This window comes from Streptomyces sp. NPDC090798, assembly GCF_044768965.1.
Classification (GTDB): domain Bacteria; phylum Actinomycetota; class Actinomycetes; order Streptomycetales; family Streptomycetaceae; genus Streptomyces.
In genome coordinates this window covers 204,570-229,968 of sequence record NZ_JBIVXA010000013.1, presented here as the reverse complement: position 1 = coordinate 229,968, position 25,399 = coordinate 204,570, and the positions used below count along the sequence as shown (strand labels likewise).

21 protein-coding genes are annotated in these 25,399 nt (G+C 72.1%); 8 read left to right on the top strand and 13 right to left on the bottom strand.

Annotated elements, in window-relative coordinates:
* Positions 1–212: 212 nt before the first annotated feature.
* On the top strand, positions 213–1,772 hold the full coding sequence (locus ACIQTP_RS28015; protein ID WP_403404596.1) for a CehA/McbA family metallohydrolase: 1,560 nt from the start codon (positions 213–215) through the stop codon (positions 1,770–1,772).
* Positions 1,773–1,843: 71 nt separating this feature from the next.
* Here ACIQTP_RS28015 and ACIQTP_RS28010 read toward each other — a convergent pair whose 3' ends face one another.
* The 4 genes from ACIQTP_RS28010 to ACIQTP_RS27995 form a co-directional block, all read right to left on the bottom strand.
* Positions 1,844–2,581 carry a TetR/AcrR family transcriptional regulator gene (locus tag ACIQTP_RS28010; RefSeq protein ID WP_403404593.1) on the bottom strand — a complete coding sequence of 246 codons (738 nt, stop codon included), beginning with the start codon at positions 2,579–2,581 and terminating at the stop codon, positions 1,844–1,846.
* Between the two features lie 29 nt (positions 2,582–2,610).
* Entirely contained in the window at positions 2,611–3,564 is a 954-nt protein-coding gene (locus ACIQTP_RS28005) for an SDR family NAD(P)-dependent oxidoreductase (RefSeq protein WP_403404591.1), read from the bottom strand.
* A 28-nt stretch (positions 3,565–3,592) separates the two neighbouring features.
* Positions 3,593–4,351, bottom strand: a complete 759-nt coding sequence (locus ACIQTP_RS28000) for an SDR family oxidoreductase (RefSeq protein ID WP_403404588.1) — start codon at positions 4,349–4,351, stop codon at positions 3,593–3,595.
* Between the two features lie 95 nt (positions 4,352–4,446).
* Positions 4,447–5,292, bottom strand: coding sequence for an alpha/beta fold hydrolase (locus ACIQTP_RS27995; protein WP_403404662.1), 846 nt, complete (start codon positions 5,290–5,292; stop codon positions 4,447–4,449).
* Between the two features lie 85 nt (positions 5,293–5,377).
* Here ACIQTP_RS27995 and ACIQTP_RS27990 point away from each other — a divergent pair, with 85 nt between their 5' ends.
* On the top strand, positions 5,378–6,010 hold the full coding sequence (locus ACIQTP_RS27990) for a helix-turn-helix domain-containing protein (protein ID WP_403404585.1): 633 nt from the start codon (positions 5,378–5,380) through the stop codon (positions 6,008–6,010).
* Positions 6,011–6,261: 251 nt separating this feature from the next.
* Here ACIQTP_RS27990 and ACIQTP_RS27985 read toward each other — a convergent pair whose 3' ends face one another.
* The 6 genes from ACIQTP_RS27985 to ACIQTP_RS27960 all read right to left on the bottom strand — a co-directional run bounded on the left by ACIQTP_RS27985 (position 6,262) and on the right by ACIQTP_RS27960 (position 13,759).
* Positions 6,262–7,728 (bottom strand): aldehyde dehydrogenase family protein, encoded by a 1,467-nt coding sequence (locus ACIQTP_RS27985; RefSeq protein ID WP_403404659.1) that lies wholly within the window; start codon positions 7,726–7,728, stop codon positions 6,262–6,264.
* 5 nt (positions 7,729–7,733) lie between these two features.
* Positions 7,734–9,464, bottom strand: a complete 1,731-nt coding sequence (locus ACIQTP_RS27980; RefSeq protein WP_403404582.1) for an amidohydrolase family protein — start codon at positions 9,462–9,464, stop codon at positions 7,734–7,736.
* A 13-nt stretch (positions 9,465–9,477) separates the two neighbouring features.
* On the bottom strand, positions 9,478–10,596 hold the full coding sequence (locus ACIQTP_RS27975; protein ID WP_079065185.1) for an LLM class flavin-dependent oxidoreductase: 1,119 nt from the start codon (positions 10,594–10,596) through the stop codon (positions 9,478–9,480).
* A gap of 123 nt (positions 10,597–10,719) precedes the next feature.
* Positions 10,720–11,496 carry an SDR family NAD(P)-dependent oxidoreductase gene (locus ACIQTP_RS27970; protein ID WP_403404580.1) on the bottom strand — a complete coding sequence of 259 codons (777 nt, stop codon included), beginning with the start codon at positions 11,494–11,496 and terminating at the stop codon, positions 10,720–10,722.
* 32 nt (positions 11,497–11,528) lie between these two features.
* Positions 11,529–12,434: a TIGR03619 family F420-dependent LLM class oxidoreductase gene (locus ACIQTP_RS27965; protein WP_402044908.1), complete on the bottom strand. Its 906-nt coding sequence runs from the start codon at positions 12,432–12,434 to the stop codon at positions 11,529–11,531.
* A gap of 53 nt (positions 12,435–12,487) precedes the next feature.
* On the bottom strand, positions 12,488–13,759 hold the full coding sequence (locus tag ACIQTP_RS27960) for an amidohydrolase family protein (RefSeq protein ID WP_403404577.1): 1,272 nt from the start codon (positions 13,757–13,759) through the stop codon (positions 12,488–12,490).
* Between the two features lie 308 nt (positions 13,760–14,067).
* Here ACIQTP_RS27960 and ACIQTP_RS27955 point away from each other — a divergent pair, with 308 nt between their 5' ends.
* From ACIQTP_RS27955 to ACIQTP_RS27945, 3 genes are all read left to right on the top strand, one after another.
* Positions 14,068–17,028: an AfsR/SARP family transcriptional regulator gene (locus ACIQTP_RS27955; RefSeq protein WP_403404575.1), complete on the top strand. Its 2,961-nt coding sequence runs from the start codon at positions 14,068–14,070 to the stop codon at positions 17,026–17,028.
* Positions 17,029–17,235: 207 nt separating this feature from the next.
* Positions 17,236–17,415, top strand: coding sequence for a hypothetical protein (locus ACIQTP_RS27950; RefSeq protein ID WP_402044410.1), 180 nt, complete (start codon positions 17,236–17,238; stop codon positions 17,413–17,415).
* A gap of 89 nt (positions 17,416–17,504) precedes the next feature.
* Positions 17,505–17,867 carry a hypothetical protein gene (locus ACIQTP_RS27945; protein ID WP_403404572.1) on the top strand — a complete coding sequence of 121 codons (363 nt, stop codon included), beginning with the start codon at positions 17,505–17,507 and terminating at the stop codon, positions 17,865–17,867.
* A gap of 52 nt (positions 17,868–17,919) precedes the next feature.
* Here the strand turns inward: ACIQTP_RS27945 and ACIQTP_RS27940 are convergent, their stop codons facing one another.
* On the bottom strand, positions 17,920–19,500 hold the full coding sequence (locus ACIQTP_RS27940; RefSeq protein ID WP_403404571.1) for a FadD3 family acyl-CoA ligase: 1,581 nt from the start codon (positions 19,498–19,500) through the stop codon (positions 17,920–17,922).
* A 102-nt stretch (positions 19,501–19,602) separates the two neighbouring features.
* Here ACIQTP_RS27940 and ACIQTP_RS27935 point away from each other — a divergent pair, with 102 nt between their 5' ends.
* From ACIQTP_RS27935 to ACIQTP_RS27925, 3 genes are read left to right on the top strand one after another with little or no spacing between them, the layout of a single operon-like run.
* Positions 19,603–20,751 (top strand): lipid-transfer protein, encoded by a 1,149-nt coding sequence (locus ACIQTP_RS27935; RefSeq protein WP_403404568.1) that lies wholly within the window; start codon positions 19,603–19,605, stop codon positions 20,749–20,751.
* A gap of 9 nt (positions 20,752–20,760) precedes the next feature.
* Positions 20,761–21,192, top strand: coding sequence for a Zn-ribbon domain-containing OB-fold protein (locus tag ACIQTP_RS27930; protein ID WP_403404565.1), 432 nt, complete (start codon positions 20,761–20,763; stop codon positions 21,190–21,192).
* The gene (locus tag ACIQTP_RS27925; RefSeq protein WP_403404562.1) at positions 21,189–21,971 is read left to right on the top strand and encodes an enoyl-CoA hydratase/isomerase family protein; all 783 of its coding nucleotides are present in this window, start codon (positions 21,189–21,191) and stop codon (positions 21,969–21,971) included. The genes ACIQTP_RS27930 and ACIQTP_RS27925 overlap by 4 nt, the downstream gene beginning before the upstream one ends.
* Before the next feature lie 121 nt (positions 21,972–22,092).
* On the opposite strand, the gene ACIQTP_RS27920 is transcribed toward ACIQTP_RS27925, so the two are convergent.
* Entirely contained in the window at positions 22,093–24,417 is a 2,325-nt protein-coding gene (locus ACIQTP_RS27920) for a PQQ-binding-like beta-propeller repeat protein (RefSeq protein ID WP_403404559.1), read from the bottom strand.
* A 160-nt stretch (positions 24,418–24,577) separates the two neighbouring features.
* Positions 24,578–25,330: a VOC family protein gene (locus tag ACIQTP_RS27915; protein ID WP_403404557.1), complete on the bottom strand. Its 753-nt coding sequence runs from the start codon at positions 25,328–25,330 to the stop codon at positions 24,578–24,580.
* Between the last annotated feature and the right edge of the window lie 69 nt (positions 25,331–25,399).

Here is a 25,399-nt window from a genome sequence, read left to right as displayed (position 1 = left end):
GCATTACAGGGCGTGGCCGTATTCCGCCGGGGCGGCAGTTCGTTACAGGTTGCCACTGGCACCCCGCGCGGGTCGGACCCCGGCGGGCGCGCCGCCTCCCCGAAAGCTGTCGATTTCCTTCCCTTGCCCCGCAGTTCACAGCCGACTACCAGGGTTGTACGTGCCAACGCGCACCACCCATGTCACTCTCACGACACCCTGGGAGCAGCAGCATGTGCGAGGACGATCACGGCATCGAGAGCTTCGACGGCATCGGCAGACGCGCGCTGTTCGTGACGGGGGCGGCAGCCGCCCTTACGTTGGGAAGCGTGACCTTCGCGAGCGGCTCCGAGGCGGCCGACGGTTCCGGGACACCGGCGGGCGGTACGAGCCGTACCGAGACCCGTACGGTGTCCGGCACCCTGCCCACCGGTTCACCGGACTTCGTGTACCTCCCGGTGGAGATCCCGCGCGGGGTGCGGGAGATCCACGTCGCGTACACCTACGAGAAGCCGTCCGTCCCGGCCGGCACCGCGGGCAACGCGCTCGACATCGGTCTCTTCGACGAGCGCGGCACGGCGCTGGGCGGCGAGGGCTTCCGCGGCTGGTCGGGCGGCGCGCGCACCGAGTTCTCCGTCCGCGCGGACGACGCGACGCCGGGCTACATCCCCGGCCGGATCCGCCCCGGCACCTGGCACATCGCGCTCGGCCCCTACACGGTGGCGCCGCAGGGCCTGCCGTACGAGGTCACGATCACGCTGACGTACGGGGAGCAGGACGCCACCCCGGTCCCGACGTACCCGCCGTCCCGTGCGAAGGGCCGGGGCCGCGCCTGGTACCGGGGCGACTGCCACCTCCACTCCTGGTACTCGGACGGCCGCCGCACGCCCGCGGAGGTCGCCGCGCTGGCGCGCGCCGCGGGCCTGGACTTCATCAACACCTCGGACCACAACACGCACAGCTCGCACGCCCACTGGGCGGACCAGGCGGGGGACGACCTGCTGATCATGCTGGGCGAGGAGATCACGACCCGCAATGGTCACGTGGTGGCCCTCGGCACGGACCCCGGCACGTTCGTCGACTGGCGCTACCGGGCCCGCGACAACCGTTTCGGCCGTTTCGCCCGCCAGATCCGCCGCGCGGGCGGCCTCGTCGTCCCCGCCCACCCGCACGCCACCTGTGTCGGCTGTGGCTGGAAGTTCGGCTTCGGGGAGGCGGACGCGGTGGAGGTGTGGAACGGCCCGTACACCCCCGACGACGAGGTGACCCTCGCGGACTGGGACAACACACTGGTGGCGGCCGTTCGTTCGGGCTCCCTCTCCTGGCTCCCGGCGATGGGCAACAGCGACGCCCACCGCGACCCCGACCCGGTCGGCACCCCGCAGACGGTCGTCCTCGCCGACGACCTGACCCGCGAGGCCATCCAGGAGGGCCTGCGCGCGGGCCGCTCCTACGTGGCGGAGTCGAAACTCGTGTCGCTCTCCTTCTCCGCCACCGGTCCGAAGGGCGAGCACGCCGGGATCGGCGAACGCCTGCGGGTCGCCCCCGACGCCCCGGTCACCGTTTCTCTGGAGGCCACCGGCGCCCCCCGGTGCACGGTCCGCCTCGTCACCGACCAGGGCGTCCTCTTCACGAGCGCCCCCTTGCCGGTCTCGGGCTCGGGCACGGTGGAGTGGAACACGACGGCGCAGTACGCGGCCTACGTAAGGGCGGAGTTGCGCCACGAGACGGCGGCGGGTCCGGTACCGGGGGCGTTGGCGGCGTTCACGAACCCGATTTTCCTGGGGACGTGAGCCGGCCGGCCGCCCTGCCGTCGCCGCACTGAGCCGCTCACCGGCCGAGGGCCGGCAGCGTCACCATGGGACTACTCCGGTGTCGTGTTGGAGAGGCGGTCCAGCCACTCGCCCATGAGGGCGGACTCCCCCGGGGTGAAGTCCGGCCTCGGGGTCTGGCGCAGGAGGGCGGCGAGATGGGTGGCGGTGGCGGGGAGTACGTCTTGCGCTGTCGCTTCCTCGTCGGCGGAGGTGGTCTCCGGCCCGATCGCCTCCGGGGTGAGGACCACCGCGTGCACCGCGTCCCGTATCCGGCGGGAGAGCGTCTCGTCCGTGAAGGTCGTCGGGCGGGAGACCAGCATCAGGGAGACGCCGACATTGGCGGACATGATCATCTGGGCGGCGAGTTCGGGGGCCAGGCGCAGCTTGCCCTGTTCCGCCGCGCGCCGGAGGTCCGCGGTGAGGATGCGGTGGGACTCCAGGGCGGCGGCCGGTGGCGTACGCATCGCGGGGGAGTTCATCAGGCGGTACAGGTTCGGGTTGCGCAGGGCGAACTCGATGTGGGTGTCCCAGCCGTCGCGCAGGTCCTGGATGGGGTCCGTGCCGGGCCTGCGGCTGCGCTTGGCCGTCAGGTACTTCTCGTACCCGTGGTCGACCACGGCCGACAGCAGGCCCTCCTTGTCCCCGAAGTGGCGGTAGAGGGCCGGGGCGCCGACCCCCGCCGCCTCGCAGACCGCCCGGGTGGAGACGTCCCCGTCGGGGGAGTTCGCCACCAGCTCGGCCGCCACTTCGAGGATGCGCGCTTTCGTACTGCTCACCGACGTACTCACGGTAGCGACGTTATCCGAGTCGCCCGAGGTCACGCCGTCCTCTTCCGCGCTACGGGGGACAACAGGTCCGCCAGGCCGATCCGGGTCAGGAACTCGTCGCGGACACGGTCCGCGACCAGGCTGACCTCCTGCGAACCGTCGTCCGCCGGGTCGACGTGCACCCGGAAGGGACGCTTCCCGTACGGGGTGTCCACCACGTCGACGATGGCGTCGGCGACGAGCGACACGTCCGCGTCGGGCGGCGTGAGGGCCGCCAGGCGTCCCGCGACCTGGTCCATCAGGCCCGCGTAGCGCTCCTCGTAGGCGGGCAGCACGGTCTGTTCGGAGGGGTGGCCGCCGCTCGCGAAGTGGTTCGTGCCCGAGGTGAACGCGCCCGGCACCACGATCGTCGTCTCGATGCCGAAGCGGGCCAGTTCGGCGGCGTACGACACGGCGAGCGCGTCCATCGCGGCCTTGGCGGCGAAGTACGGCGCCAGGTACGGCGGGGTGCCGCCGCGCGTGGAGGTGGAGCCGACCCACAGCAGCAGGCCGTGGCCCTGGGCGCGCAGGTGCGGCAGCGCCGCCCGGTTGACCCGCTGGGTGCCCAGCACGTTCGTGTCGTGGACCGCAGCCAGTTCGGCGGGCGTGAAGGCCTCCGTCGGGCCGGTCACCATGTGCCCGGCGTTGTGGACGAGGACGTCCAGCCGGCCGGCCCCCGCCAGCACCGTGGCGATCGCCGCGTCCGCCGACTCCTGGGAGAGGACGTCGAGTTCGACCGTACGGAGGTCCACCGCGTGCTCGGCGGCGTACGCCCCGGCCTCCGCGACCCGGGCCGCGTTGCGCCCGCCGGTGTCCCGCATCGCGGCGTACACCGTGTGCCCGGCGCGGGCGAGGGCGCGGGCGGACAGCGCACCGAAGCCGGATCCGGCCCCCGTGATGACGATCGTCTTGCGCGAAACAGCATCCCTGACCGACTCCACGACCGACTCCACGTCCGACTTCATGACTGAACTCCTCTTGAGTCGTGGCGAGTTACGCGATGCCGCCGTTGGCCCGCAGCACCTGGCCGTTGACCCAGCGGCCGGCGGGACCGGCGAGGAAGGACACCACGTCGGCGATGTCCCGGGGGGTGCCGAGGCGCTCCAGCGGCGGCTGGGCCGCCATCCGCGCGATGGTCTCCTCGTCCTTGCCGTCCAGGAAGAGGGCGGTGGCGGTCGGGCCGGGGGCCACGGCGTTGACGGTGACGTCCCGGCCGCGCAGCTCGCGCGCGACGATCAGGGTCACGGCCTCGACGGCGCCCTTGGTGGCGGCGTACGCGCTGTACCCGGGGATCGCGAGCGCCAGCACCGAGCTGGAGAAGTTGATGAGCGCGCCGCCCGCGCGCAGCCGTCGTGCCGCCTGCTGGTCGACGACGAACGTGCCGCGGATGTTGGTGCGGGTCATGCGGTCCAAGACGTCGAGGTCGAGGTCGACCAGGGGCGCGAGAACCATGACACCGGCCGCGTGGACGACGACGTCCACCCCGCCGAACGCGGATTCGGTGGCGTCGAAGAGGGCGGCCACCTCGGTCTCGTCGGCCACGTCGGCGCGGACGGCGATCGCCTCTCCGCCCGCCTCGGTGATCGCGGCGACGGTCTTGTCGGCCTCGGCCTCGTTGCCCGCGTAGTTCACGACGACGGCGTAACCGTCGGCCGCGAGGCGCTCGGCGGCCTCCCGGCCGATTCCGCGGGATCCGCCCGTGACGACGGCCACCCGGCGGGACGTTCCCGACGTGCTGGAGTGCTCGGTCATGACGATGCTCCTCGATGTGGCGGGGTAGCGGCGTTCACCACCTGATGAGAGCAACGCTAACACCTATGCGGTAGCGGCGCTACCGCCAATCGCGCTCAGCCCAGAAACGCCGCTACGGTCGCCACGAACCGCCCGGCGTCGTCGAGCCAGGGGTAATGACCGGCCCCCGGCTGCACGACAAGCCGCGCGTCGGGGAACAGCCCCGCGAACTCTGCCGTCGCCCCGGGCGGGCTGTTCAGATCGAACTCCCCGGTGAGCAGCAGGACGGGGGCCCGGAAGGCGGCGAGCGCGGCGCGGGTGGCGGCCGGGTCGAAGGCGCCCTCGGCCGCGAAGAGGGTCACGGCTTCCGCGTTGCGCGGCCGGGCCGCCTCATGGTGCCGGCGTGCCGCGGCGTCCCAACGGCCCCAGAAGAAGGGGGCGATGGCCTCCCAGTCGCCCCCCGTTCCGGCACCGATCGCCTCCAGGGCCCCGAACGCCGCCGGGTACCACGGCTCGCCCTCTCTGAGCCGCGCGAGTGCGCGCCGCGTCTCCCCCGCGACCTCGATGCCGACGGCCCGGGTGCCGGGGCCGATCAGGGCGAGCCTGCCGACGCGCTCCGGGTACCGGACCGCGTACTGCGTCGCGACGTTCGCTCCGGCTGAGTGGCCGAGCAGGTCGAGCCGGGCCGGCCCGAGGTGCGCGCGCAGCGCCTCGACGTCGTCGACCAGGCGGTCGCAGCGGTAGCTGGAGGTGTCGTGCGGGAACGCGGAGCGGCCGGTGCCGCGCAGGTCCAGGACGGCCAGCCTGCGGTGGGCGGAGAGGCCTCCGAGGTCACAGAGGTAGCGGGAGTCCGTGGGGCCGCCGGGGACACAGAGGACCGGATCGCCGCCGCCGTCTCCGTTCCCGCCCCCCATCAGGCGGTAGGCGAGGCGGGTTCCGTCAGGTGCGGTGAAGGTGGGCATGACGTGGATCCTGGCAGTCATAACTGGGTTATACAACCGAGTTATGACGACGATGGGAGACTCGACCTCGGTATATAACCGAGCTATGACAGCCGAAGAGGACACGCCTCGAACCCTCGAACCCCTGACCGAACCCCTGACCGAGCCCCTGACCGAGGCGCAGGCCGAGCGGATCTTCGCGGACATGAACGACGTCATCCGCGCGGGCGAGGAGATGCGCCTGCTGCGCGCCGAGATGATCAGGCTCTTCGCCGACCTCGGCTGGACCCAGGACAGGATCGCCCGCCTCACCGGTATGAGTCAGCCCGCCGTGTCCAAGCAGGTCACCAAGCACAAGGGGGAGGATCCATCATCCCCACCGCGCCTCTCCCTCGACCAGCACGACACCCCGTGGCTCGAGGGACGCCTCTGGGGCCTCGCCGAGGAGATCTCCGAGACCCTCCACGACACCGCCCACTGCACCGGCCACCTCAACGCCGTCGCCCGGGGCAAGAAGCACTTCACACCCCAGAACGTCGACGAACTCCGGCGCCTGGTCGAGGAGGACCTGCGGCTGCACCGGGCCGCCCTGCCCGGCGGCCACCGGCACGCCTACGACGAGATCGGCCGCGCCCTCGACACCCCCGCCCCCTCGACACCCGCCCCCACCGAATCCCCCTCCGTACGCCGCACCCTCGCCCGCCAGATCCAGCGCACCCGCCTCAGGGACGAGGCCTGAGCGTCCCATCGGGGCCGACGTCTCAGCGTTCGCCATACTCGCCATCACATTCGCCGCATGATGTCCTCATGACGGTCAACATGACGGTCAACATGACGATGAGCCGATGCCGGGCGTCCATGCCGACCGTCGCTGGCAACTGCATCCGCCGCGCGGCGCCGCGGGCCCCGGCGCCATGCCGGACCGGTTCGACACCCCCGCCCGGATGACACGCCCTGCCGGCCCCCGGACAGGCCCTGGGCCCTGTCTGCCTAGCTCCCCGACGGCCACACGATCGCCTGCACCTCGCTGTACGCATGCAGTGCGTACGACCCCACGTCCCGCCCCACCCCGCTCTTCTTGAAGCCGCCGAACGGTGCCTCCATGTTGCGGCCGACGGTGTTGACGCCCACCCCGCCCGCCCGCAGCGCGCGGGCGACGCGGAAGGCGCGGGCGACGTCGCCCGACCAGACGTAGTCGATCAGGCCGTAGTCGCTGTCGTTGGCGAGAGCGATGCCCTCCTCCTCGTCGTCGAAGGGGACGACCACGACGACGGGCCCGAAGATCTCCTCCCGGACCACCCGCATGTCGGGGGTGCAGTCCGCGAGGAGAGTCGGGGCGACGTAGAAGCCGCGGTCGTACGGGGGGCGCGTGCCGCCCGTGACGATCCGCGCGCCCTCCTTGCGGCCGAGTTCGACGTAGGCCTCGACCCGGTCCCGGTGGGCCGCCGAGATGACCGGCCCGACGACCGTCCCCGGCTCCCGCGGGTCCCCGACCGTCAACCGCTCGGCGTACGCGGCCAGTTGCTCGACCAGGCGGTCGTGGACACCCCGCTGTGCGATCACCCTCGTCGGCGCCGTGCAGATCTGGCCGCTGTAGAAGGAGAACGTCGTGCCGATGCCGAGCACCGCCGACTCGACGTCCGCGTCGTCGAAGACGACCGCCGCGCCCTTCCCGCCCAGCTCCATCAGCTGACGTTTCATCCCGCGCCCGCACACCTCGGCGATGCGCTGCCCCACCGCCGTCGAGCCGGTGAAGCTGACCATGTCCACGTCCTCGCAGTCCACGGCCGCCTCGCCGACCTCCGCGCGCGAACCGCTCACCACGTTCACGACACCCGCCGGTACGCCCGCCGCCTCCAGGGCCTGAGCCATCCGGTACACGGAGAGCGGGTCCTGCGGGGCGGGCTTCACGACCACCGTGTTGCCCATGGCCAGCGCGGGGGCGATCTTCCCGGCCGGGTTGGCCCAGGGGTTGTTGTAGGAAGTGACGCAGGTGACCACGCCGACCGGCTGGCGCACGGCGAGGGCGCCCATGACCGCCGCCTTCCCGAACGGCCCGGCCTCGTTGATCTGCGGCGGCAGCGGCTGCTCGACGGGCTCCACGCGCGCGTAGCGCCGGAAACGGGCCGCGCCCACCCCCACCTGCATCCCGCGCGCGGTCCCGGTCGTGGCACCGCTCTCGGCCTGGGCGAGATCGGCGTAGGAGAGGAAGTTGCGCCGGATGACGTCCGCCGCCCGGCCGAGGAGCGCCGCGCGTTCCTCGGGAGGCGTCCGCGACCACGGGCCGAAGGCCTCCCGGGCCGCGGCGGCGGCCGCGTGCACCTGCCCCCGCGAGGCCTCCGGCGCCATCCCGACGACACCCTCCGTCGCCGGGTCGATCACCGCGTAGTGCCCGTCGTCGGGCTCCACCCAGGAGCCGCCGATGAACAGCCGCTGCTCGTCACCCGCCCCCCGCACCTCGGTCACCGCGTGCTCACCGTCTGCGTGTCCCGCCCGGAGCGGAGCACCTTCCCGGGGACGGCGCCCGTCACCACGTCCCCCCGGATCGACTCGACCCCGTTGACCCAGACCGCCGTGATGCCGATCGCCTTGGAGTCGAGTCGCGGGCTGTCTCCCGGCAGGTCGTGCACCAGGGTGGCCTTGCCGGCGTCGATGCGCTCCGGGTCGAACAGCACGAGGTCCGCATGGAAGCCCTCCGCGATCCGCCCGCGTTCCCTCAGTCCGAAGAGCCGCGCCGGGTCGTCCGTGAGCATCTTCACGGCCGCCTCCAGCGTGGTCAGCCTCCGCCCGCGCAGACAGTCCCCGAGGAACCGGGTCGTGTACGGGGCCCCGCACATGCGGTCCAGATGGGCGCCCGCGTCCGAGCCGCCGAGCATGACGTCCGGGTGCTGCCAGGTCTCGGCGCGCAGCGTCCAGGAGTCGGAGTCGTTGTCGGTGGGCATGGGCCACAGCACCGTCCGCAGGTCGTCGTGTGCGCAGATCTCGACGAGGCACTCGAAGGGCTCCTGGTGGCGCCGGGCCGCGATGTCCTTCACGACCTGCCCGGTGAGGCCGTCGTTCGCCGGGCTGTAGGTGTCCCCGATGACGTACCGGCCGAAGTTGGCGAGGCGGCGGAAGACACCCGCCTCCTTGCTGTTCGCCCGGGCCAGCATCTCGGCCCGCACGGAGGGGTCCCGCAGCCGTGCGATGCGCTCCGGGACGGGCAGGGCGAGGATCGGGCCCCACCCGGGGATCAGGTTCAGCGCGCAGAACGTGCCCAGGGACATGTTCATGGGCGTGAGGATCGGCATGGTGAGGGCCACCACCCGGCCGCCCGCCTTCCGCGCCCGTTCGCTCGCGACCAGTTGCCTCGGTACACGCTCGGGGACGGCGGCGTCGACGGTCAGCACGTTCCAGTTGAGCGGGCGGCCCGCCGCCGCGCTCATCTCGACGAAGAGGTCGATCTCGTCATCGCTGAACTGGTCGAGGCAGCCGGCGACGATCGCCTCGATCTGGGTGCCCTCGTGCTCGCCGACGGCCCTGCTCAAAGCCAGCAACTCCGCGGGCTTCGCGTGCCGGGAGGCGACCGGTTTCCCGTCGCCGTCGGAGTGGGTGGAGGACTGGGTGGTGGACAGGCCCCAGGCGCCGGCGTCCATCGCCTCGTGGAAGAGGGCGAGCATCTGCTCCAGCTGCTCCCCGGTCGGCTGCCCGCCCACCGCGTCCGCGCCCATGACGTACCGCCGCAGCGCGCAGTGGCCCACCATGAAGCCCGCGTTGACGGCGATCCGCCCCTCCAGGGCGTCGAGGTAGTCGCCGAAGCTGTGCCAGTTCCAGGGCGCCCCCTCCTCCAGGGCGACCAGCGACATCCCCTCGACCTTGGACATCATGCGGCGCGTGTAGTCGGCGTCCTCGGGCCGCGCCGGGTTCAGCGGGGCGAGGGTGAAGCCGCAGTTGCCGCCCGCGACCGTCGTCACCCCGTGGTTCAGGGACGGGGTGGCGTAGGGGTCCCAGAAGAGCTGGGCGTCGTAGTGCGTGTGCGGGTCGACGAATCCGGGGGCGAGGACGAGACCGGAGGCGTCCTCGCTCGTGCGGGACGCCTCCGTGACCGTGCCGATCGCGGCGATACGGCCGTCGCGGACGGCGACGTCCGCGGTGTAGCCGGGCGCGCCCGTGCCGTCCACGACGGTCGCGCCCTTGATGACGTGGTCGAGCATGGCCGCACCCTCCTCAGACCGCTTGGCGGAAACGGGTCGTCCGGTGCACCGGATCCGTGTCGATCTTCGGGATCACGTGCTCGCCGATCAGCCGGATCGTCTGCAGGGTCTCCTCCTTCGGGACCCCGACCGGCAGGCCGAAGGAGAGCTGGTCGGCGCCCGCCTGCTCCCAGCGCTTGCACTGGGTGAGCACCTCGTCCGGGTCGCCGCAGATCAACAGCTCCTCCTCGATGAGGAGTTCGACGAACTCGGCGTTGTACTCGGGGAGCGTCTCCGGCCAGACGGGGAAGCCCTCGGGGCGCGGGAAGGTGTCGTGGTAGCGGAAGACGAGTGAGGGCAGGTAGTGCAGCTCGCCGGCGACCGCGATCCGTATCGCCTCCTCGTGCGTCGGCGCGCAGATGGCGGTGGTCGTCACCATCACGTTGTCGTTGACGAAGGCCCCGACGGGCTCGGCGTCCACGATGGCGGTCTTGTACTGCTGGAGCACCCACTCCATGTCGGAGACCTTCTGCACGCTGAAGCCGAGTACACCCAGGCCCTTGCGGGCGGCCATGGCGTACGAGGGCGGCGACCCGGCGGCGTACCACATCGCGGGGTGCGCCTTCCCGTACGGCTTGGGGAGCACCTTGCGGGGCGGGAGCTGCCAGTGCTTGCCCTGGAACCCGACGTACTCCTCCTGGAGCCACATCTTCGGGAACTCGGCGATGGTCTCTTCCCAGATCTCCTTGGTGTAGTTCATGTCGGTGATGCCGGGGAGGAAGCCGAGGATCTCGTGACTGCCCGCGCCGCGCCCGCTGCCGAACTCGAAGCGGTTCTCGCTGAGGTGGTCGAGCATGGCGACCTTCTCGGCGACCTTCACCGGGTGGTTGACCTGGGCGAGCGGGTTGAAGATGCCCGAGCCGAGGTGGATGCGGTCCGTGGCGTGGGCGAGATAGCCGAGGTAGACGTCGTTCGCCGAGAGGTGCGAGTACTCCTCCAGGAAGTGGTGCTCGGACGCCCAGGCGTACTTGAAGCCGGACTTGTCCGCCTGGATGACGTACTCGGTCTCCTCCATCAGCGCCTTGTGCTCCGCGAGCGGGTCGGTCTCGGCGCGCTTGCCCACGTATCCCTGTACAAAGAGCCCGAATTCCAAGGAGGTTCACCGTCCCCACATTCGTATCTGACGTTCCGTCAGATTTGCTTGCCGCCGACTGTCGCACCGTGCCCGTGAAGCGTCAATACCTGACGGACCGTCAGCCAATGCGGCGGACCACCGTCAGATCACGCTGACCCCCGCCAGCCACCCCCCGTCGATCACGAACGGCTGCCCGGTGATGTACGAGGAGTCCTCCGAGGTCAGGAACAGGGCGAGCCGGGCGACCTCCTCGGGCCTGCCCACCCGCCCGAGCGGCACGAGCTTGCTGTACAGCTCGTCCAGGGCCCTGGTCATCTCCTCGGGATCGGCCGTCGGGTCGAGCTGGGCCGGGTTCGACATGGGGGTGTCGACGGCGCCCGGGCAGATGGCGTTGACCCGTATCCGCTGGTGCGCCAGCTCCAGGGCGGCGACGCGGGTGAGGCCGAGGATGGCGTGCTTGGTCGCCGTGTACGTGCCCACGGCCGCCATCCCCGTCATCGCGGTGTACGAGGCGGTGTTGACGATCGTGCCCCCGCCGGCCGCGGCGATCTCCCCCGCGACCGTCTTGATCCCGAGGAAGCAGCCGACCTGGTTGACCTGCACGACCTGGAGGAACTCGTCCAACGGGGTGTCGACGAGGGCGTTGAAGCGCAGGATGCCCGCGTTGTTGACCAGCCCGTCGATCCGCCCGTACGCGCCCTTCACCGCGGCGACGGCCGCCGCCCAGTCGTCCTCCCGGCCCACGTCGAGGTGGACGTAGAGCGCGTCCAGCTCCTTGGCCACGTCCTCGCCCCGGTCGTCGAGCACGTCCGCGACGACGACCCTGGCACCCTCCGCGGCGAACAGCCGCGCCTCCTGCTCGCCCTGCCCGCGCGCCGCCCCGGTGACGATGACGACGCGTCCGTCCAGCTTGCCCATGCCCTGACTCCCTAGGTGAGGTGCGGCGCGATCTAGTTGAGGTGGGGCGCGACGTCGGCGCCGAACGCCGCGATCTGGTCGACGAGTTCGGCGAGCCCCCGCGCCCGGAACCGCACCTGGATCTGGTGCACCCCCATCGCCCGGTACGCCCGCAGCGACTCGGCGACCGCCTCCGGGGCCCCGCTCACGGTGCGCCGCCCGACCTGCCAGCCGGGCGTGCCGACGTACAGGGGCTCGGTGATGGCCCCGACGACGAGAGGCGCGGAGATCCCCGCCTCCTCCCTGATCCGGTACAGGCGGGCGATCTGCTCCGGCAGCCGCTCGCGCGGATCCCCCTGCGGCAGCCAGCCGTCGCCCCGCAGCGCGGCCCGGCGCACGGCGGCGGGCGAGGAGCCGCCCACCCAGACGGGCACGCGCTCCTGTGCGGGCCTGGGCCGCTGCCCGAGCCCTTCGAAGTCGTACAGCTTCCCGTGGTGCACGGGGAACTCGTCGGCCCCCAGGGCGGCCCGCAGCGCGTCGATGGACTCGTCGAGCACCGCCCCCCGCCGTGCGAAGTCGGCGCCCACCGCCTCGAACTCCTCCTCCACATGTCCGGCGCCGACCCCGAGGATCAGCCGGCCGCCGGAGAGGTGGTCGAGGGTCGCGTACTGCTTGGCCGTGACCAGCGGATGCCGCAGCCCGACGACCGCGACATGACTGAGCAGCCGTACGCGCTCGGTCACGCCCGCGAGGTAGGCGAGGGTGGCGACGGGGTCGTACCAGATCGTGCTCATGGCGTCCGCGAGACGGCGCGGGACGGCCACGTGGTCGCAGCTCGCCACGTAGGCGAAGCCGGCGCGGTCGGCGGCGCGGGCGACGGCGACGAGCTCGCCGGGGCCGGCCTCCGCCTCCCAGGGTTCGGCGTAGATCGTGCTCTGGGACTGGATCGGGAGCTGCATCCCGTAGAGCAGGGGCGCGGGGTCCGAGGGCGCCGGGTTCGACGGGGACTGGTTCAACGGGGACCTCCCGGCCCGGCCCAGAGGCCGTCCTCCGTCAGCCCCAGCAGCTCGATGGCGTTGCCCCGGACGATCCGTTCCACCACGTCCGCGTCCAGGTGCCCCATCTGGGCCTCGCCGACCTCGCGGGACTTGGGCCAGGTGGAGTCGGAGTGGGGGTAGTCGGTCTCGTAGAGGACGTTCGGGACCCCGATGGCGTCGAGGTTCTTCAGGCCGAACGCGTCGTCGAAGAAGCAGCCGTAGACGTGGTCGGCGAAGAGTTCGGACGGCGGGCGGTGGACCTTGTCGGCGACGCCGCCCCAGCCGCGGTTCTCCTCCCAGACCACGTCGGCGCGCTCCAGGATGTAGGGGATCCAGCCGATCTGGCCCTCCGCGTACATGACCTTGAGGTTCGGGAAGCGTTCGAACTTGCCGCTCATCAGCCAGTCGACCATCGAGAAGCAGCAGTTGGCGAAGGTGATGGTGGAGCCGACGGCGGGCGGCGCGTCGGCCGAGGTCGACGGCATCCTGCTACTGGAGCCGATGTGCATGGCGACGACCGTGCCGGTCTCGTCACAGGCGGCGAGGAAGGGGTCCCAGTCGTCGGTGTGGACGGAGGGCAGCCCGAGGTGGGGCGGGATCTCGGAGAAGGCGACCGCGCGCACACCACGGGCGGCGTTGCGGCGCACTTCCGCGGCGGCGAGTTCCGGGTCCCAGAGGGGTACGAGGGTGAGCGGGACGAGCCGGCCGCGGGCCGCCGGGCCGCACCACTCCTCCACCATCCAGTCGTTGTAGGCCTTCACTCCGAGCAGGCCCAGCTCACGGTCCTTGGCCTCGGTGAAGGTCTGGCCGCAGAAGCGCGGGAAGGTGGGGAAGCACAGGGCGGACTGGACGTGGTTGACGTCCATGTCGGCGAGGCGCTGGGGGACGTCGTACGAGCCGGGGCGCATCTGCTCGTACGTGATGATCTCCAGCCGTATCTCGTCCCTGTCGTAGCCGACGGCGGTGTCGAGGCGGGTGAGGGGCCGGTGCAGGTCCTCGTAGACCCACCAGTCGCCGATGGGTCCGTCGTCGCCGGGCCCGCCCATCACCGGGGCGAACCTGCCGCCGAGGAAGGTCATCTCCTTCAGCGGCGCGCGGACGATGCGGGGCCCGGTGTCCTGGTACTTCGCGGGGAGGCGGTCGCGCCAGACGCCGGGTGGCTCCACGGTGTGGTCGTCCACGGAGATGATCTTCGGGAACGGGGTCGTGGACGCCTGGGCGGCCTCAGTGGTCCTCGTGGTCTCCATACGGCTCACGGTAGCGCCGATCTGACGACCCGTCAGCTATCCGTGGGCCACCCGTCGACAACCCTTCGGCAACCCGTCGACAGCCCATCGACACCCCGTCCGCCGCCCGCGCCGCCGCCGTACAACCCCGCGCGCCTCTGGAATGGGCGGCTCTGTGCGGAGATGTGCGCAGAGGTTGTGAGAGCCCTGTGATTCCCCGTGCCTGTACGGTGTGCGGGCCTGTGATCGCTGTCTCGCACGGCTGACGCATCCGCCATGAACAAGGCAAACTGGCCTCGTAGCACTGACGGTTCGGCAGGGGGACGGCGATGGACGGTGTACCGCGAGTGCCGGAGCAGCGACGTGCCGGGGAGTCGGCGGCGTTGCGCTTCAGCGTGCTCGGCCCGGTGCGCGCCTGGCGCGGCGAGGATTCCTTGCCCACGGGGTCCCCGCAGCAACGCGCCCTGCTGGCCGCGCTGCTGCTGCGGGAGGGCCGGACGGCCACGTCCGGCGAGCTGATCGACGCCCTGTGGGGCGAGGAGTCCCCGCCCCAGGCACTGGCCGCCGTGCGGACGTACGCCTCCCGGCTGCGCAAGGCCCTGGACCCCGGCGTCCTGATCAGTGAGTCCGGCGGCTACGCGATCCGGCTGGCCGGGAGCGACAGCTCCCTCGACCTCGCCGAGGCCCAGGAACTCGCCGCCGACGCCGAGAAGGCCAAGCACTCCGGAGACCTGAGCTCCGCCCGCGACCTGCTGAACCGGGCGCTGGGCCTGTGGGACGGGGAGCCGCTGGCGAGCGTGCCCGGGCCGTACGCGGAGACACAGCGGGCGCGCCTGGAGGAGTGGCGGCTCCAACTCCTCGAATCCCGCCTCGACATGGACCTGGAGCAGGGCTGCCACGCGGAGGCGGTCTCCGAACTCACCGCCCTGACCGCGGCGCACCCCCTGCGCGAGCGGCTGCGCGAACTGCTGATGCTCGCCCTGTACCGCAGCGGGCGGCAGGCCGAGGCGCTCGCCGTGTACGCCGACACGCGCCGCCTCCTCGCCGACGAGCTCGGCGTGGACCCGCGCCCGGGCCTGAAGGAGCTCCAGCAGCGGATCCTCCAGGCCGACCCGGGCCTCGCGGAACCCTCGGCCCCGGCGGCCGAGCCCACCGCGGCACCGGTCCGCCCCGCCCAGCTTCCCGCCACCGTCACGGACTTCACGGGCCGCGCGTCCTTCGTCCAGGAGCTGAGCGACGTCCTGGCCTCCGCCTCCTCCGCCGAGGGCGAGGGCCAGGTCATGGCCGTCTCGGCGCTCGCGGGCATCGGCGGCGTGGGCAAGACGACCCTCGCCGTGCACGTGGCCCACCAGGCGCGCACGGCGTTCCCCGACGGGCAGCTGTACGTCGACCTGCAGGGTGCGGGCCAGCGGGCGGCGGAGCCGGAGACGGTTCTCGGCGCGTTCCTGCGTGCCCTGGGCACGGCGGACTCCTCCATCCCCGACTCCCTGGAGGAGCGCTCGGCGCTCTACCGCTCGGTCCTGGACGGCCGCCGGGTCCTGGTCCTCCTGGACAACGCCCGCGACGCGGCCCAGGTCCGCCCGCTCCTGCCCGGCACGGAGGGCTGCGCGGCCCTTGTCACGTCCCGGGTACGGATGGTGGACCTGGCGGGCGCCCACCTGGTCGACCTCGACGTGATGTCCCCGGAGGAGGCCCTCCAGCTCTTCACGAAGATCGTCGGCGAGGAGCGGGTGGCGTCGGAGCGCGAGGCGGCCCTCGATGTCGTCGCGGCCTGCGGCTTCCTCCCCCTCGCCATCCGCATCGCGGCCTCCCGGCTGGCCGCCCGCCGCACCTGGACCGTGTCGGTCCTGGCGGCGAAGCTCGGCGACGAGCGCCGCCGCCTGGACGAGCTCCAGGCCGGCGACCTCGCGGTCAAGGCCACCTTCGAACTCGGCTACGGCCAGCTGGAGCCGGCCCAGGCCCGCGCCTTCCGCCTGCTGGGCCTGGCCGACGGCCCCGACATCTCCCTCGCCGCCGCGGCCGCCGTTCTCGACCTCCCGATCGACGACACCGAGGACCTCCTCGAATCCCTCGTCGACACCTCCCTCCTGGAATCCGCCGCCCCCGGCCGCTACCGCTACCACGACCTCGTACGCCTCTACGCCCGCGCCTGCGCGGAACGCGACGAACAGCCCCCGAGCGAACGCGACGCGGCGATGTCACGCCTCCTGGACTTCTACTTGTCCACGGCTGCCGGTGTGTACGCGATCGAACGGCCCGGGGACCGACTGGTGGACCACCTGGAGCCGACGGAGCACCCAGGGCTGGTGTTCGACGATCGGCATCCGGCGCACGACTGGTTGTACGCCGAGGCGAACGCCCTCCTCTCGTGTGTGCGCCAGTCCGTGGCGGACAGCCGGCTCCGCAGGGCTGTCGACCTGCTCTGGGCCGCCAAGGATCTTGCCGAGTCGGGAGCCAATTCGCGCGAATACGAGGTCGCCGCGAACGCGGCGCTCGAGCGTGCTCGTGCCATTGGCGACGCGCGTGCCGCCGGGCGTGCGCTGACCACGCTCACCGACGTCCACCTGGTCGCGGGACGCTTCGACCAGGCTGACGCCGCCGCCGTCGAAGCCATGCGCATGGCACAGGAAGCGGACGACCCCGTCGCCAGCTGCTGGGCCCCCAACACCCGCGGCATCATCGCCATCTACCAGAGTCGGCACGCCGAGGGCGAGCAGTACCTGACCACGGCCATCGAGAATTTCCGCAGCAACAAGAACCGGCCGGGCGAGGCCAGCGCACTGTGCAACCTGTCCCGCATTCACCTGGCCACGGGACGTGTCGACAGCGCCGTCACTCTCGCTCAACAAGGCATCGACATCTACGACTCCACGGGGAACGCCCTCAGGGGCGCGAACGGGCGCTATGCCCTGGGCTTGGCGCTCACCCGCAACGGGGACCTCGGCTCGGCGGCCGAGAGCCTCGGGGAGGCCCTGGAGACCTTCCGCGACAGCCGCCAGCGACTCTGGGAGGGGATGACTCTCTTCCGGCTCGCCGAGGTCGATCTCGCCGCCCGGCGGCCGGCGCAGGCCGCCTCCAACGCGGAGATGGCTCTGACCGTGCTGCGGGGCATCGGTGGGGAGTGGCGACGGGGGCTCGTGCTCACCGTCCTCGGTCGCGCCCTCAGCGGCATCGGACAGACCGGTCGCGCCCAGGTCTGCTGGCGAGAAGCCCTGGGGATCCACGAGGAGTTGGGCTCACCCGAGGCGGACGAGGTGCGCAGCCTGCTGACCCTGGCCGCCGCCGCCTAGCCGGATGCCGGGGCGTTCATCGAACGTTTATCGCCGCCCGACATGCTCACTCCTGTCGTTCCGTCGCGTCGGGGGGCAGGCGGATCGGTAGTGAGGCCGTGAGGTTAATCTGAGCGGCCGATTGGTGCCCGTCCGGCGTCCATCGGGGGAGTTGCCGGGCGGGCTCCCAAGCCTCTTGCCTGGAACAGAACTGGGGAGTTGACCGCTATGAGCGAAAAGAAGAACGAGCCCATCGTCAAGCCGCAGGACCAGCACGCGACCGGTGAGGAGCTCGTCGCACTGGACCAGCACGCCACCGGCGAAGAGCTCATCGCGCTGGACCAGCACGCCACCGGCGGCGAAATCAAGCCGCTGGACCAGCACGCGACAACCGAACCGTCCAACTGACCAATCACGACGGGGATCGGCCGCGGCGGCGCGGAGGGGGAGCCGCCGCGGCCGATGTGTGTCCAGGGCCGATTCACCGGGGGAGGATCATGATGACCGCACAGCACGCCCAGCCCGGCGGGCCCGGCGTCGCACGGCCCGAGCGGACGCCGGCCGCCCTCCGGTGCGCTCTGGCGCGGGTCGCGCCCCACCGGCTCGCCGAGATGGAACGTGACAAGGACGAGGCGATCGCGCTCGCCGCGGCCACGGGCCGGCTCGGGCCGATCGTCCAGTTCCTCGAGACGTGGGCCGTCGCGGTGGAGATCGCCAGGGACCCGGCGCTGGCAGCGCGCCTGCACGCCGCCGAGCACGCGGCTCGGACCATCGACCGCAACGCCCCCGTCTGGCGTGCCGCCATGGACGAGATCCACGCCGTCCACGCCGTCGCCCGGCAGTCCCTCGTCCGGGAATGACCCGCGCGGCCCTCGTCCCCGTCGTATCGCAGCTGGGCAGGCGGCCCGGGTCTCAGCGTCCCCGCAACTCCCCCTTCACCACCTTCCCGCTCGCGTTCCGTGGCAGTTCCCGTACGAATTCCACCGCTCTCGGGACCTTGTAGTTCGCCATCTCGCGCCGCGACCAGGCGATGAGGTCGTCGGAGGTGAGGACGGATCCCGCGCGGCGGACCACGTACGCCTTGCCGACCTCGCCCAGGCGGCCGTCCGGTACGCCGATGACCGCCACGTCCGCGATGTCCGGGTGGAGGCCGAGGAGTTGTTCTATCTCGGCGGGGTAGGCGTTGAAGCCGCCGACGATGAACATGTCCTTGATGCGGTCGGTGATGCGGAGGTTGCCGGCCGGGTCCAGGACGCCCACGTCGCCGGTGCGCAGCCAGCCGTCCGGGGTCAGGACGCGGGCGGTCTCCTCGGCGTCCTCGAAGTAGCCCCGCATCACGTTGAAGCCGCGGACCAGCACCTCGCCCGGGGTTCCCGCCGGTGCCTCGACGCGTACCTCCACGCCCGGGATGGCCCGGCCCGAGGTCGACGCGACCACGGACGACGGGTCGCCCCGGCGGCACATCGTCACGAATCCGCTGGCCTCCGAGAGGCCGTACGCCGTCAGGACCGTCTCCACGCCCAGTTCGGTGCGCAGGCGTTCCACCAGGCGGAGCGGGACCACGGCCGCTCCCGTGACCACCAGACGCAGCGTCGACAGGTCGTGCGACGCCCGTGCCGCGTGGTCGAGGAGGGACTGGTGGAGGGTCGGCGGGCCCGGCAGGACCGTGACCCGCTCGGACGCGATGTTCGCCAGCACCGTGTCCACGTCGAACACCGGCTGCGGGATCATCGTCGCGCCCCGCATCAGACAGGCGAGCACCCCGGCCTTGTAGCCGAAGGTGTGGAAGAAGGGGTTCACGATCAGGTAGCGGTCCTCCCGGCGCAGACCGGCCAGCTCGCACCACACCTCGTACGCCCGCAGGCTCTGCTCGTGCGTGATCACGGCGCCCTTGGGCCGGCCCGTCGTGCCCGAGGTGAAGACGATGTCCGACGGGGCGGATCCGGGTACGGCGGCCGCCCGTTCCCGTACCTCCGCCGCCCCGACGCCCTCCCCGTCCGCCAGGAAGTCCTTCCAGGTGCGGAAGTCGGCGGGGGCGTCGTCCGCCAGCACCACGACCTGCTCAAGGTGCGGGAGCCCGGGGAGGGGGCCGTTTCCGGCGCCCTCCCCCGCCGCCCGTCGCAGCGACGCCACGTACGACGTCCCCAGGAACGTCCCCGTCACGAACAGCAGCCGCGCGCGGCTCCGGGACAGCACGTACGCCGCCTCGGCGCCCTTGAAGCGGGTGTTCAGCGGGACGAGCACGGCGCCCGCCGACACCGCGCCGAGGGCGGAGACGATCCAGTCCAGGGTGTTCGGGGCCCAGATGGCGACACGGTCGCCGAGCCGTACACCGTTCGCCAGGCAGGCCGCCGCCGCGCGCTCCATTCGGGCGCCCAACTCGGCGTAGGAGATCCGCGTACGGCCCTCGACGACGGCCTCGCGGTCCGCGAAACGCGTCGCCGCCGACCGCATCAGCCCCGGGATGCCGCCCCATTCCAGGTCTCCGCGCATCTCTCGCCTCCCGTAGGCACGAACCCGCTAGCTGACTGTCCGTCAGATTAGCTGTAGCCTGACGGCCTGTCAGCAGTCGGGCCCTTCTGTGGAGGTGCACCCATGCCGGGGATCAAGGACGCCACCGCCGTCGTCGGCATCGGCCAGACCCCCTTCGCCAAGCAACTCCCCGAGTCCGAGAAGACCTTGGCCTGCCGCGCGATCCTCGCCGCCCTCGACGACGCCGGAATCGCGCCCTCCGAAGTCGACGGGCTCGCCTCCTTCACCATGGAGGAGACCGACGAGGTGGAGGTCGCGAAGGCGGTCGGCCTCGGCGATCTCACCTTCTTCAGCAAGGTGGGCTACGGCGGCGGCGGCTCCTGCGCCACCGTCGCGCACCTCGCCGCCGCCGTCGCCACCGGCCAGGCGACGGTGGGCGTGGCCTGGCGGTCACGCAAGCGCGGCAGCGGGCCCAGGCCGTGGAAGAACACCGCCGTCCAACTCCCCACTCCGGCCCAGTGGACCCGCCCCTTCGGGCTGCTCAGACCGGCCGACGAGATAGGCATGCTGGCCCGCCGCTACATGCACGAGTACGGCGCCACCCGCGACCACCTCTTCAACGTCGCCCTCGCCTGCCGCAACCGCGCCAACCAGAACCCCGCCGCGATGATGTACGAGCGCCCGCTGACCCGCGAGATGTACATGACCTCCCGCTGGATCAGCGAACCCCTCTGCCTCTTCGACAACTGCCTGGAGACGGACGGCGCGTTGGCGTGCGTGATCGTGTCCGCCGAGCGCGCCCGGGACTGCCGGCAGCGCCCCGTGTACGTCCACTCCGCCGCCCAGGGGCTGCCCGCCCAGCACCACGGCATGGTCAACTACTGGAACGACGACCCGCTCTCCGGCCCCGCCTGGACCGCCGCCCGGCACCTGTGGAAACACGCCGACTTCACCCCGGACGACGTCGACGTGGCCCAGATCTACGACGCCTTCACCCCCCTCGTCCCGCTCTCCCTGGAGGGCTACGGCTTCTGCGGACGCGGCGAGGGCGCGGCCTACACGGAGGGCGGCGCCCTGGAGATCGGGGGCCGGCTGCCCCTCAACACCGGCGGGGGCGGACTCAGCGAGGCGTACGTCCACGGCTTCAACCTCATCAACGAGGGCGTGAAGCAGTTGCGGGGCACGAGCACCGCCCAGGTCCCCGGCGCCGCCACCTGCCTGGTCACGGCGGGGGAGGGCGTCCCCACCTCCGCGATCCTGCTGAGGAACTGAGGAGCCGAGATGACCGAGCCCCTTCTCACCCCCGTCCTCGACGACGACGGCGCACCCTTCTGGGGGTACGCCGCCCAGGGCGAGCTACGGATCCAGGCGTGCGCCGACTGCGGCGAGCTGCGCTTCCCGCCCCGCCCCTGCTGTCCCCGCTGCCAGTCCTTCGGCAGCGAGTGGCGACGGATGAGCGGACTGGGCCGCGTCTGGTCGTACGTCGTCCCGCACCCGCCGCTGCTCCCGGCGTACGCGGCGCTGGCCCCGTACAACGTGATCGTCGTCGAGCTCGCCGAGGCCCCGCACATCCGCCTGGTCGGCAACCTGGTCACGGCGCCGGGCGCCCCGCTCAACTCCCTCTCCCCGGACCGGATCCGGATCGGGGCGCGGGTACGGGTGGTGTTCAGCGGGGAGGGGCTGCCGCAGTGGGTTGCGGACGGCCGGTCGTGAACGGCGGCGCGCTGCGGATCGCGGCCGACAAGGACACGGGCGTCGCGGTCCTCACCCTGGACCGCCCGGATAAACTGAACGCCATCGACGAGGCACTGGCGTCCGAACTCTCCGCCGCCTGGCGGGCGTTGCGCTTCGACGACTCGGTACGGGCCGTCGTCCTCACGGGCGCGGGCGAACGGGCCTTCTCCACGGGCCTCGACCGCACCACCGAAACCCCCCAGCCCACCTCCCCCTACATGGTGGACGACCCGCTCCTGCGCATCGGCCCGAAGGCCAACGACCTGTGGAAGCCGGTCGTCGCGGCCGTGCGGGGGATGGCGTGCGGAGGGGCCTTCTACCTCCTCGGGGAGGCGGAGTTCGTCGTCGCCGACGAGAGCGCCACCTTCTTCGACCCGCACACGACGTACGGCATGGTCAGCGCGTACGAGTCCGTGTACGCGGCGCACCGGATGCCGTACGGGGAGGCGGCGCGGATGGCACTCATGGGGAACGCCGAACGGATGTCCGCGCGGCGGGCGTACGACATCGGGTGGGTATCCGAACTCACCCCGCCCGGCGGCGCGTTGGAGGCCGCCGTCCGCTGCGCCACGGTGATCGCCTCCTACCCCTCCGAAGGAGTGCAGGGCACCGTCCGCGCCCTGTGGACGGCCCACGAGGCAGCTCGCGCCCACGCCTTCGCCCAGGCGCCGCACCTCATCTCCCTGGGCAACCTGCCCCCGGCCCGGCAGACGGAACTGTTCTCCGCACGCCGACCCAACGGGTTCCGGGTGCGGTGATCAGTCTGCGGGGCGGTGGGGCGCCGGTCGGCTGGAGGCTTTTAGGGGCGCGGGGAACTGCGCGCCAAGCCCCCACCGGCCCGCAGACGAATCACCGCACCCCAGGGGGCCCCGGTCGGCCCTACGTCGTGCGGGCCGTGCCCGTGCCCTTCTCCGCGTCCAGCGCGTACACGCACCGGTCCTTGCTGCACGCGTACACCACCCCGTCCTTGACCACCGGCGCACCGGTGATCTCCCCGCCCGTCGCCAGCTTCCAGCGGAGCCGGCCGTCGTCCGCCTTCAGGGTGTAGAGGAGATGGTCCGTCGAGCCGAAGTGGATGCGGCCCTCGGCGACCGCGGGCGCGCCCACGAGGTCGCCCCCGGCCTGGAAGCGCCACTTCGGGGTGCCGGTGACCGCGTCGAGGGTGTACAACCCCTTGCCGCTGCCGACGTGGACGTGACCGGCGGCGACCAGGACGGGATCGATCGAGGAGCGGGCCTCGGTCGCGATGCGCCAGCGGTCGCGACCGTCCGTCGCGTCGAGGGCGTACACCGTGCCGAGGTAGTCGGCGAGGTAGACGCCGCCTCCCGTGACCGCGGGCCCCGGCACGAAGGTCGGCGGGGAGAGGAAGACCGCGGGAGCCTCGAAGTGCCAGCGGACGTGCCCGCTCGCGACGTCGACGGCGAGGACACGGGTGCCCGCGGAGATGTAGACGTAGCCGTCGGGGGCGGACGTGATCCGTACGGGTACGCCCCCGCAGGACGCCGCGTCGCCGATCGGGTACGACCACCGCTCCTCACCCGTACGGGCCTCCAGGGCGCGCAGCCGGGCGTCCTTCCAGACGTACACCGTGCCGTCGTGGACGGCGGGCCCGGCCTCCGGGGACTCGAAGTCGGTCTGGGCGCCGGTGATCTCCCAGAGTTTCTGGCCGTTGGAGGCCTCCCATGCCTGCACGCCGCCCCCGCGCGTACCGGTGATGACGGTCCCGCGGTCGGCCTTCAGGGAGTACACCCAGGCGTCCGTGGACAGACGCCACAGGTCCGCGCCCTCCCGCGCGTTCAGGGCGAAGAGGGTGGGGCCGTCGGAGGCGTGGATGCGGCCGTCCGCGACGGCCATGGACCAGGCCACGTCCCGCGTCTTGAAGCGGCGGCGGCCGGTCGCGACGTCCAGGGCGTGGACTTCGAAGGAGGTGACGTAGACGAGGTCGCCCGCGACCGAGGGCGTACCCCAGACGTCGTTCGACATACGGAAGCGCCAGGGCCGCCAGCCGGACGGGGAGTCCGGTGCGGCCGGCGGAGCGACCGTCGGCGCGGGGTCGGCGCCGTTGACGCCAACGCGCGGGCGCGACCAGGAGGCGGCGAGGCCCGCCTCCGGAGGAGGTGCCTTCACGGCGGCGGCACGGGCGTCGGCGACACGCGGCCCGGGGCCGATGGGTACCTGGCCGCCCGCGAGCCGCACGGGACCGGTGTCGGGCGCCCCGACGGGCAGGGGAGCGTGCGAGGGGGGAGGAGGCAGGGCGGGGCGTCCGCCACCGCTGCGACCGCCGGAGGACGGGGGCTTCAGCGCCGGACGGCCTCCACGGCGTGACTCGATCAGGCCCACCGCCCGCTCGGGCAGCCACGCCGACGCCGTACCGCTGTCGTCGGAGCCGGAGCCGAAGAGGTGGGGTGCCAACTGGGCCTGGAGGTCGGCGGGGTTGGGGCGGCCGGTCGCCTCCATCTGCATGCAGGACTCGATGAGGGGGCGCAGCTCGTCCGGGAGGCCCTCCAGGTCGGGGCCCTCCCGCAGCAGCATGAAGACGGTCTCGACCGGGTTGGCGCCGTGGAAGGGCGCGTGCCCCGTGGCGGCGAACACCAGCATCGAGCCGAGGGAGAAGACATCGCTCGCGCCCGTCACGCTGCGCGAGTCCTTCGCCTGTTCGGGGGACATGTAGGCCGGGGTGCCGACGGCGACGTTCGTCATCGTCAAACGGGTGTTCGAGACGCCGGAGGCGATACCGAAGTCGATGACCCGCGGCCCGTCCTCCACCACCAGCACGTTCGAGGGCTTCAGGTCGCGGTGGACGAGCCCGGCGCCATGGATCGACTGCAGCGCCTCCGCGACGCCCGCCGCCAGCCAGCGCACCGCCTGGGCCGGCATCGGCCCGCACTCGTTCACTATTTCCTCGAGGGAGGGCGCCGGAACGTACGCGGTGGCCAGCCACGGCACGGCCGCGCGCGGGTCGGCGTCGACCACGGCCGCCGTGTAGAAGCCGGAGACCGCTCGCGCGGCCTCCACCTCACGAGTGAAGCGGACCCGGAACAGCTGGTCCTCGGCGAGCTCGGTCCTGACCGTCTTGATCGCCACGCGCCGGCCCGAAGCCGAGCGCGCGAGATAGACCAGCCCCATGCCGCCGGCACCCAGCCGTCCCAGCACCTCGAACGGCCCGATCCGCCGCGGATCGTGCTGTGTCAGCTGATCCACCACTTGCCTGCCACCTCCCCGTACGAGCCACGTCATCCACGTATGAACGCAGCCCCGTGCAGCGTCTCACCACCGCACCGCCATGGCGGCACGCACCCCGATTCTTCCTGTCCGGGCCACAGGTTGCGAACCCGGGGGCGGAACGGGGTGTCTCGGGACAAAATCACCGGCCCCGTACCTGGAGTACGGCGAACGACGCCCCTTGATTGTCCGTGACGACGGCCGCCCTTCCGTACGAGGTGTCGAAAGGGGGCGTCTGGACGCGTCCGCCGAGCCGGTTCACCGTACCGAGAACCGCGTCGACGTCCTCCACTCCGAAGTGGACGAGGAAGTGCGGCGGCATCTCGGCCGGAAAGACACCGGAGACCGGGGCGCGGCCGAAGTCGGGCGAGGCGTCGGGGCCGAACAGGGCTTCGTGGAACAGGGAGCCGTAGAAACGGTCGACGGTTTCCGGGTCCCGCGCGTACAGCTCGGCCCAGCAGAAGGAGCCCGGCTCGTGCCGCTTGCCGAAACCGGGGTGGGTGCCCGCCTGCCACAGGCCGAAGACGCCGCCCTCGGGGTCGGTCGCCAGGGCGGTCGTACCGTAGGGGCCCAGCGGGGTGGGCGCGGTGATCACCTGCCCGCCCGCCGCCTGGATCCGGGCCGCGAGCGCGGCGGCGTCCGGGGTCGCGAAGGACACCGTCCAGACGGTGGGCATCCGACCGTCCCGCTTGGGGGTGAGGGCGGCGACGGGCTCCCCGTGATGGCGCGCCCACACGCCCTCCGCGTGCGGTCCGTACCCCTCCCCGAAGGTCCAGCCGAACAGCTCACCGTAGAAACGCCTGCCCGCCTCCACGTCGGGAAGCTGCGCGTCGACCCAGCAGGGGACGCCCTCTGGGTAGGCGTGCGTTGCGTCGGATGCCCGGGATACGGCCATGCGGCCAAGTTAACGGCCTTTCATCCACTCCGCGCGACGGCCCGGACACCCCCGGACATCCCCCAGGGC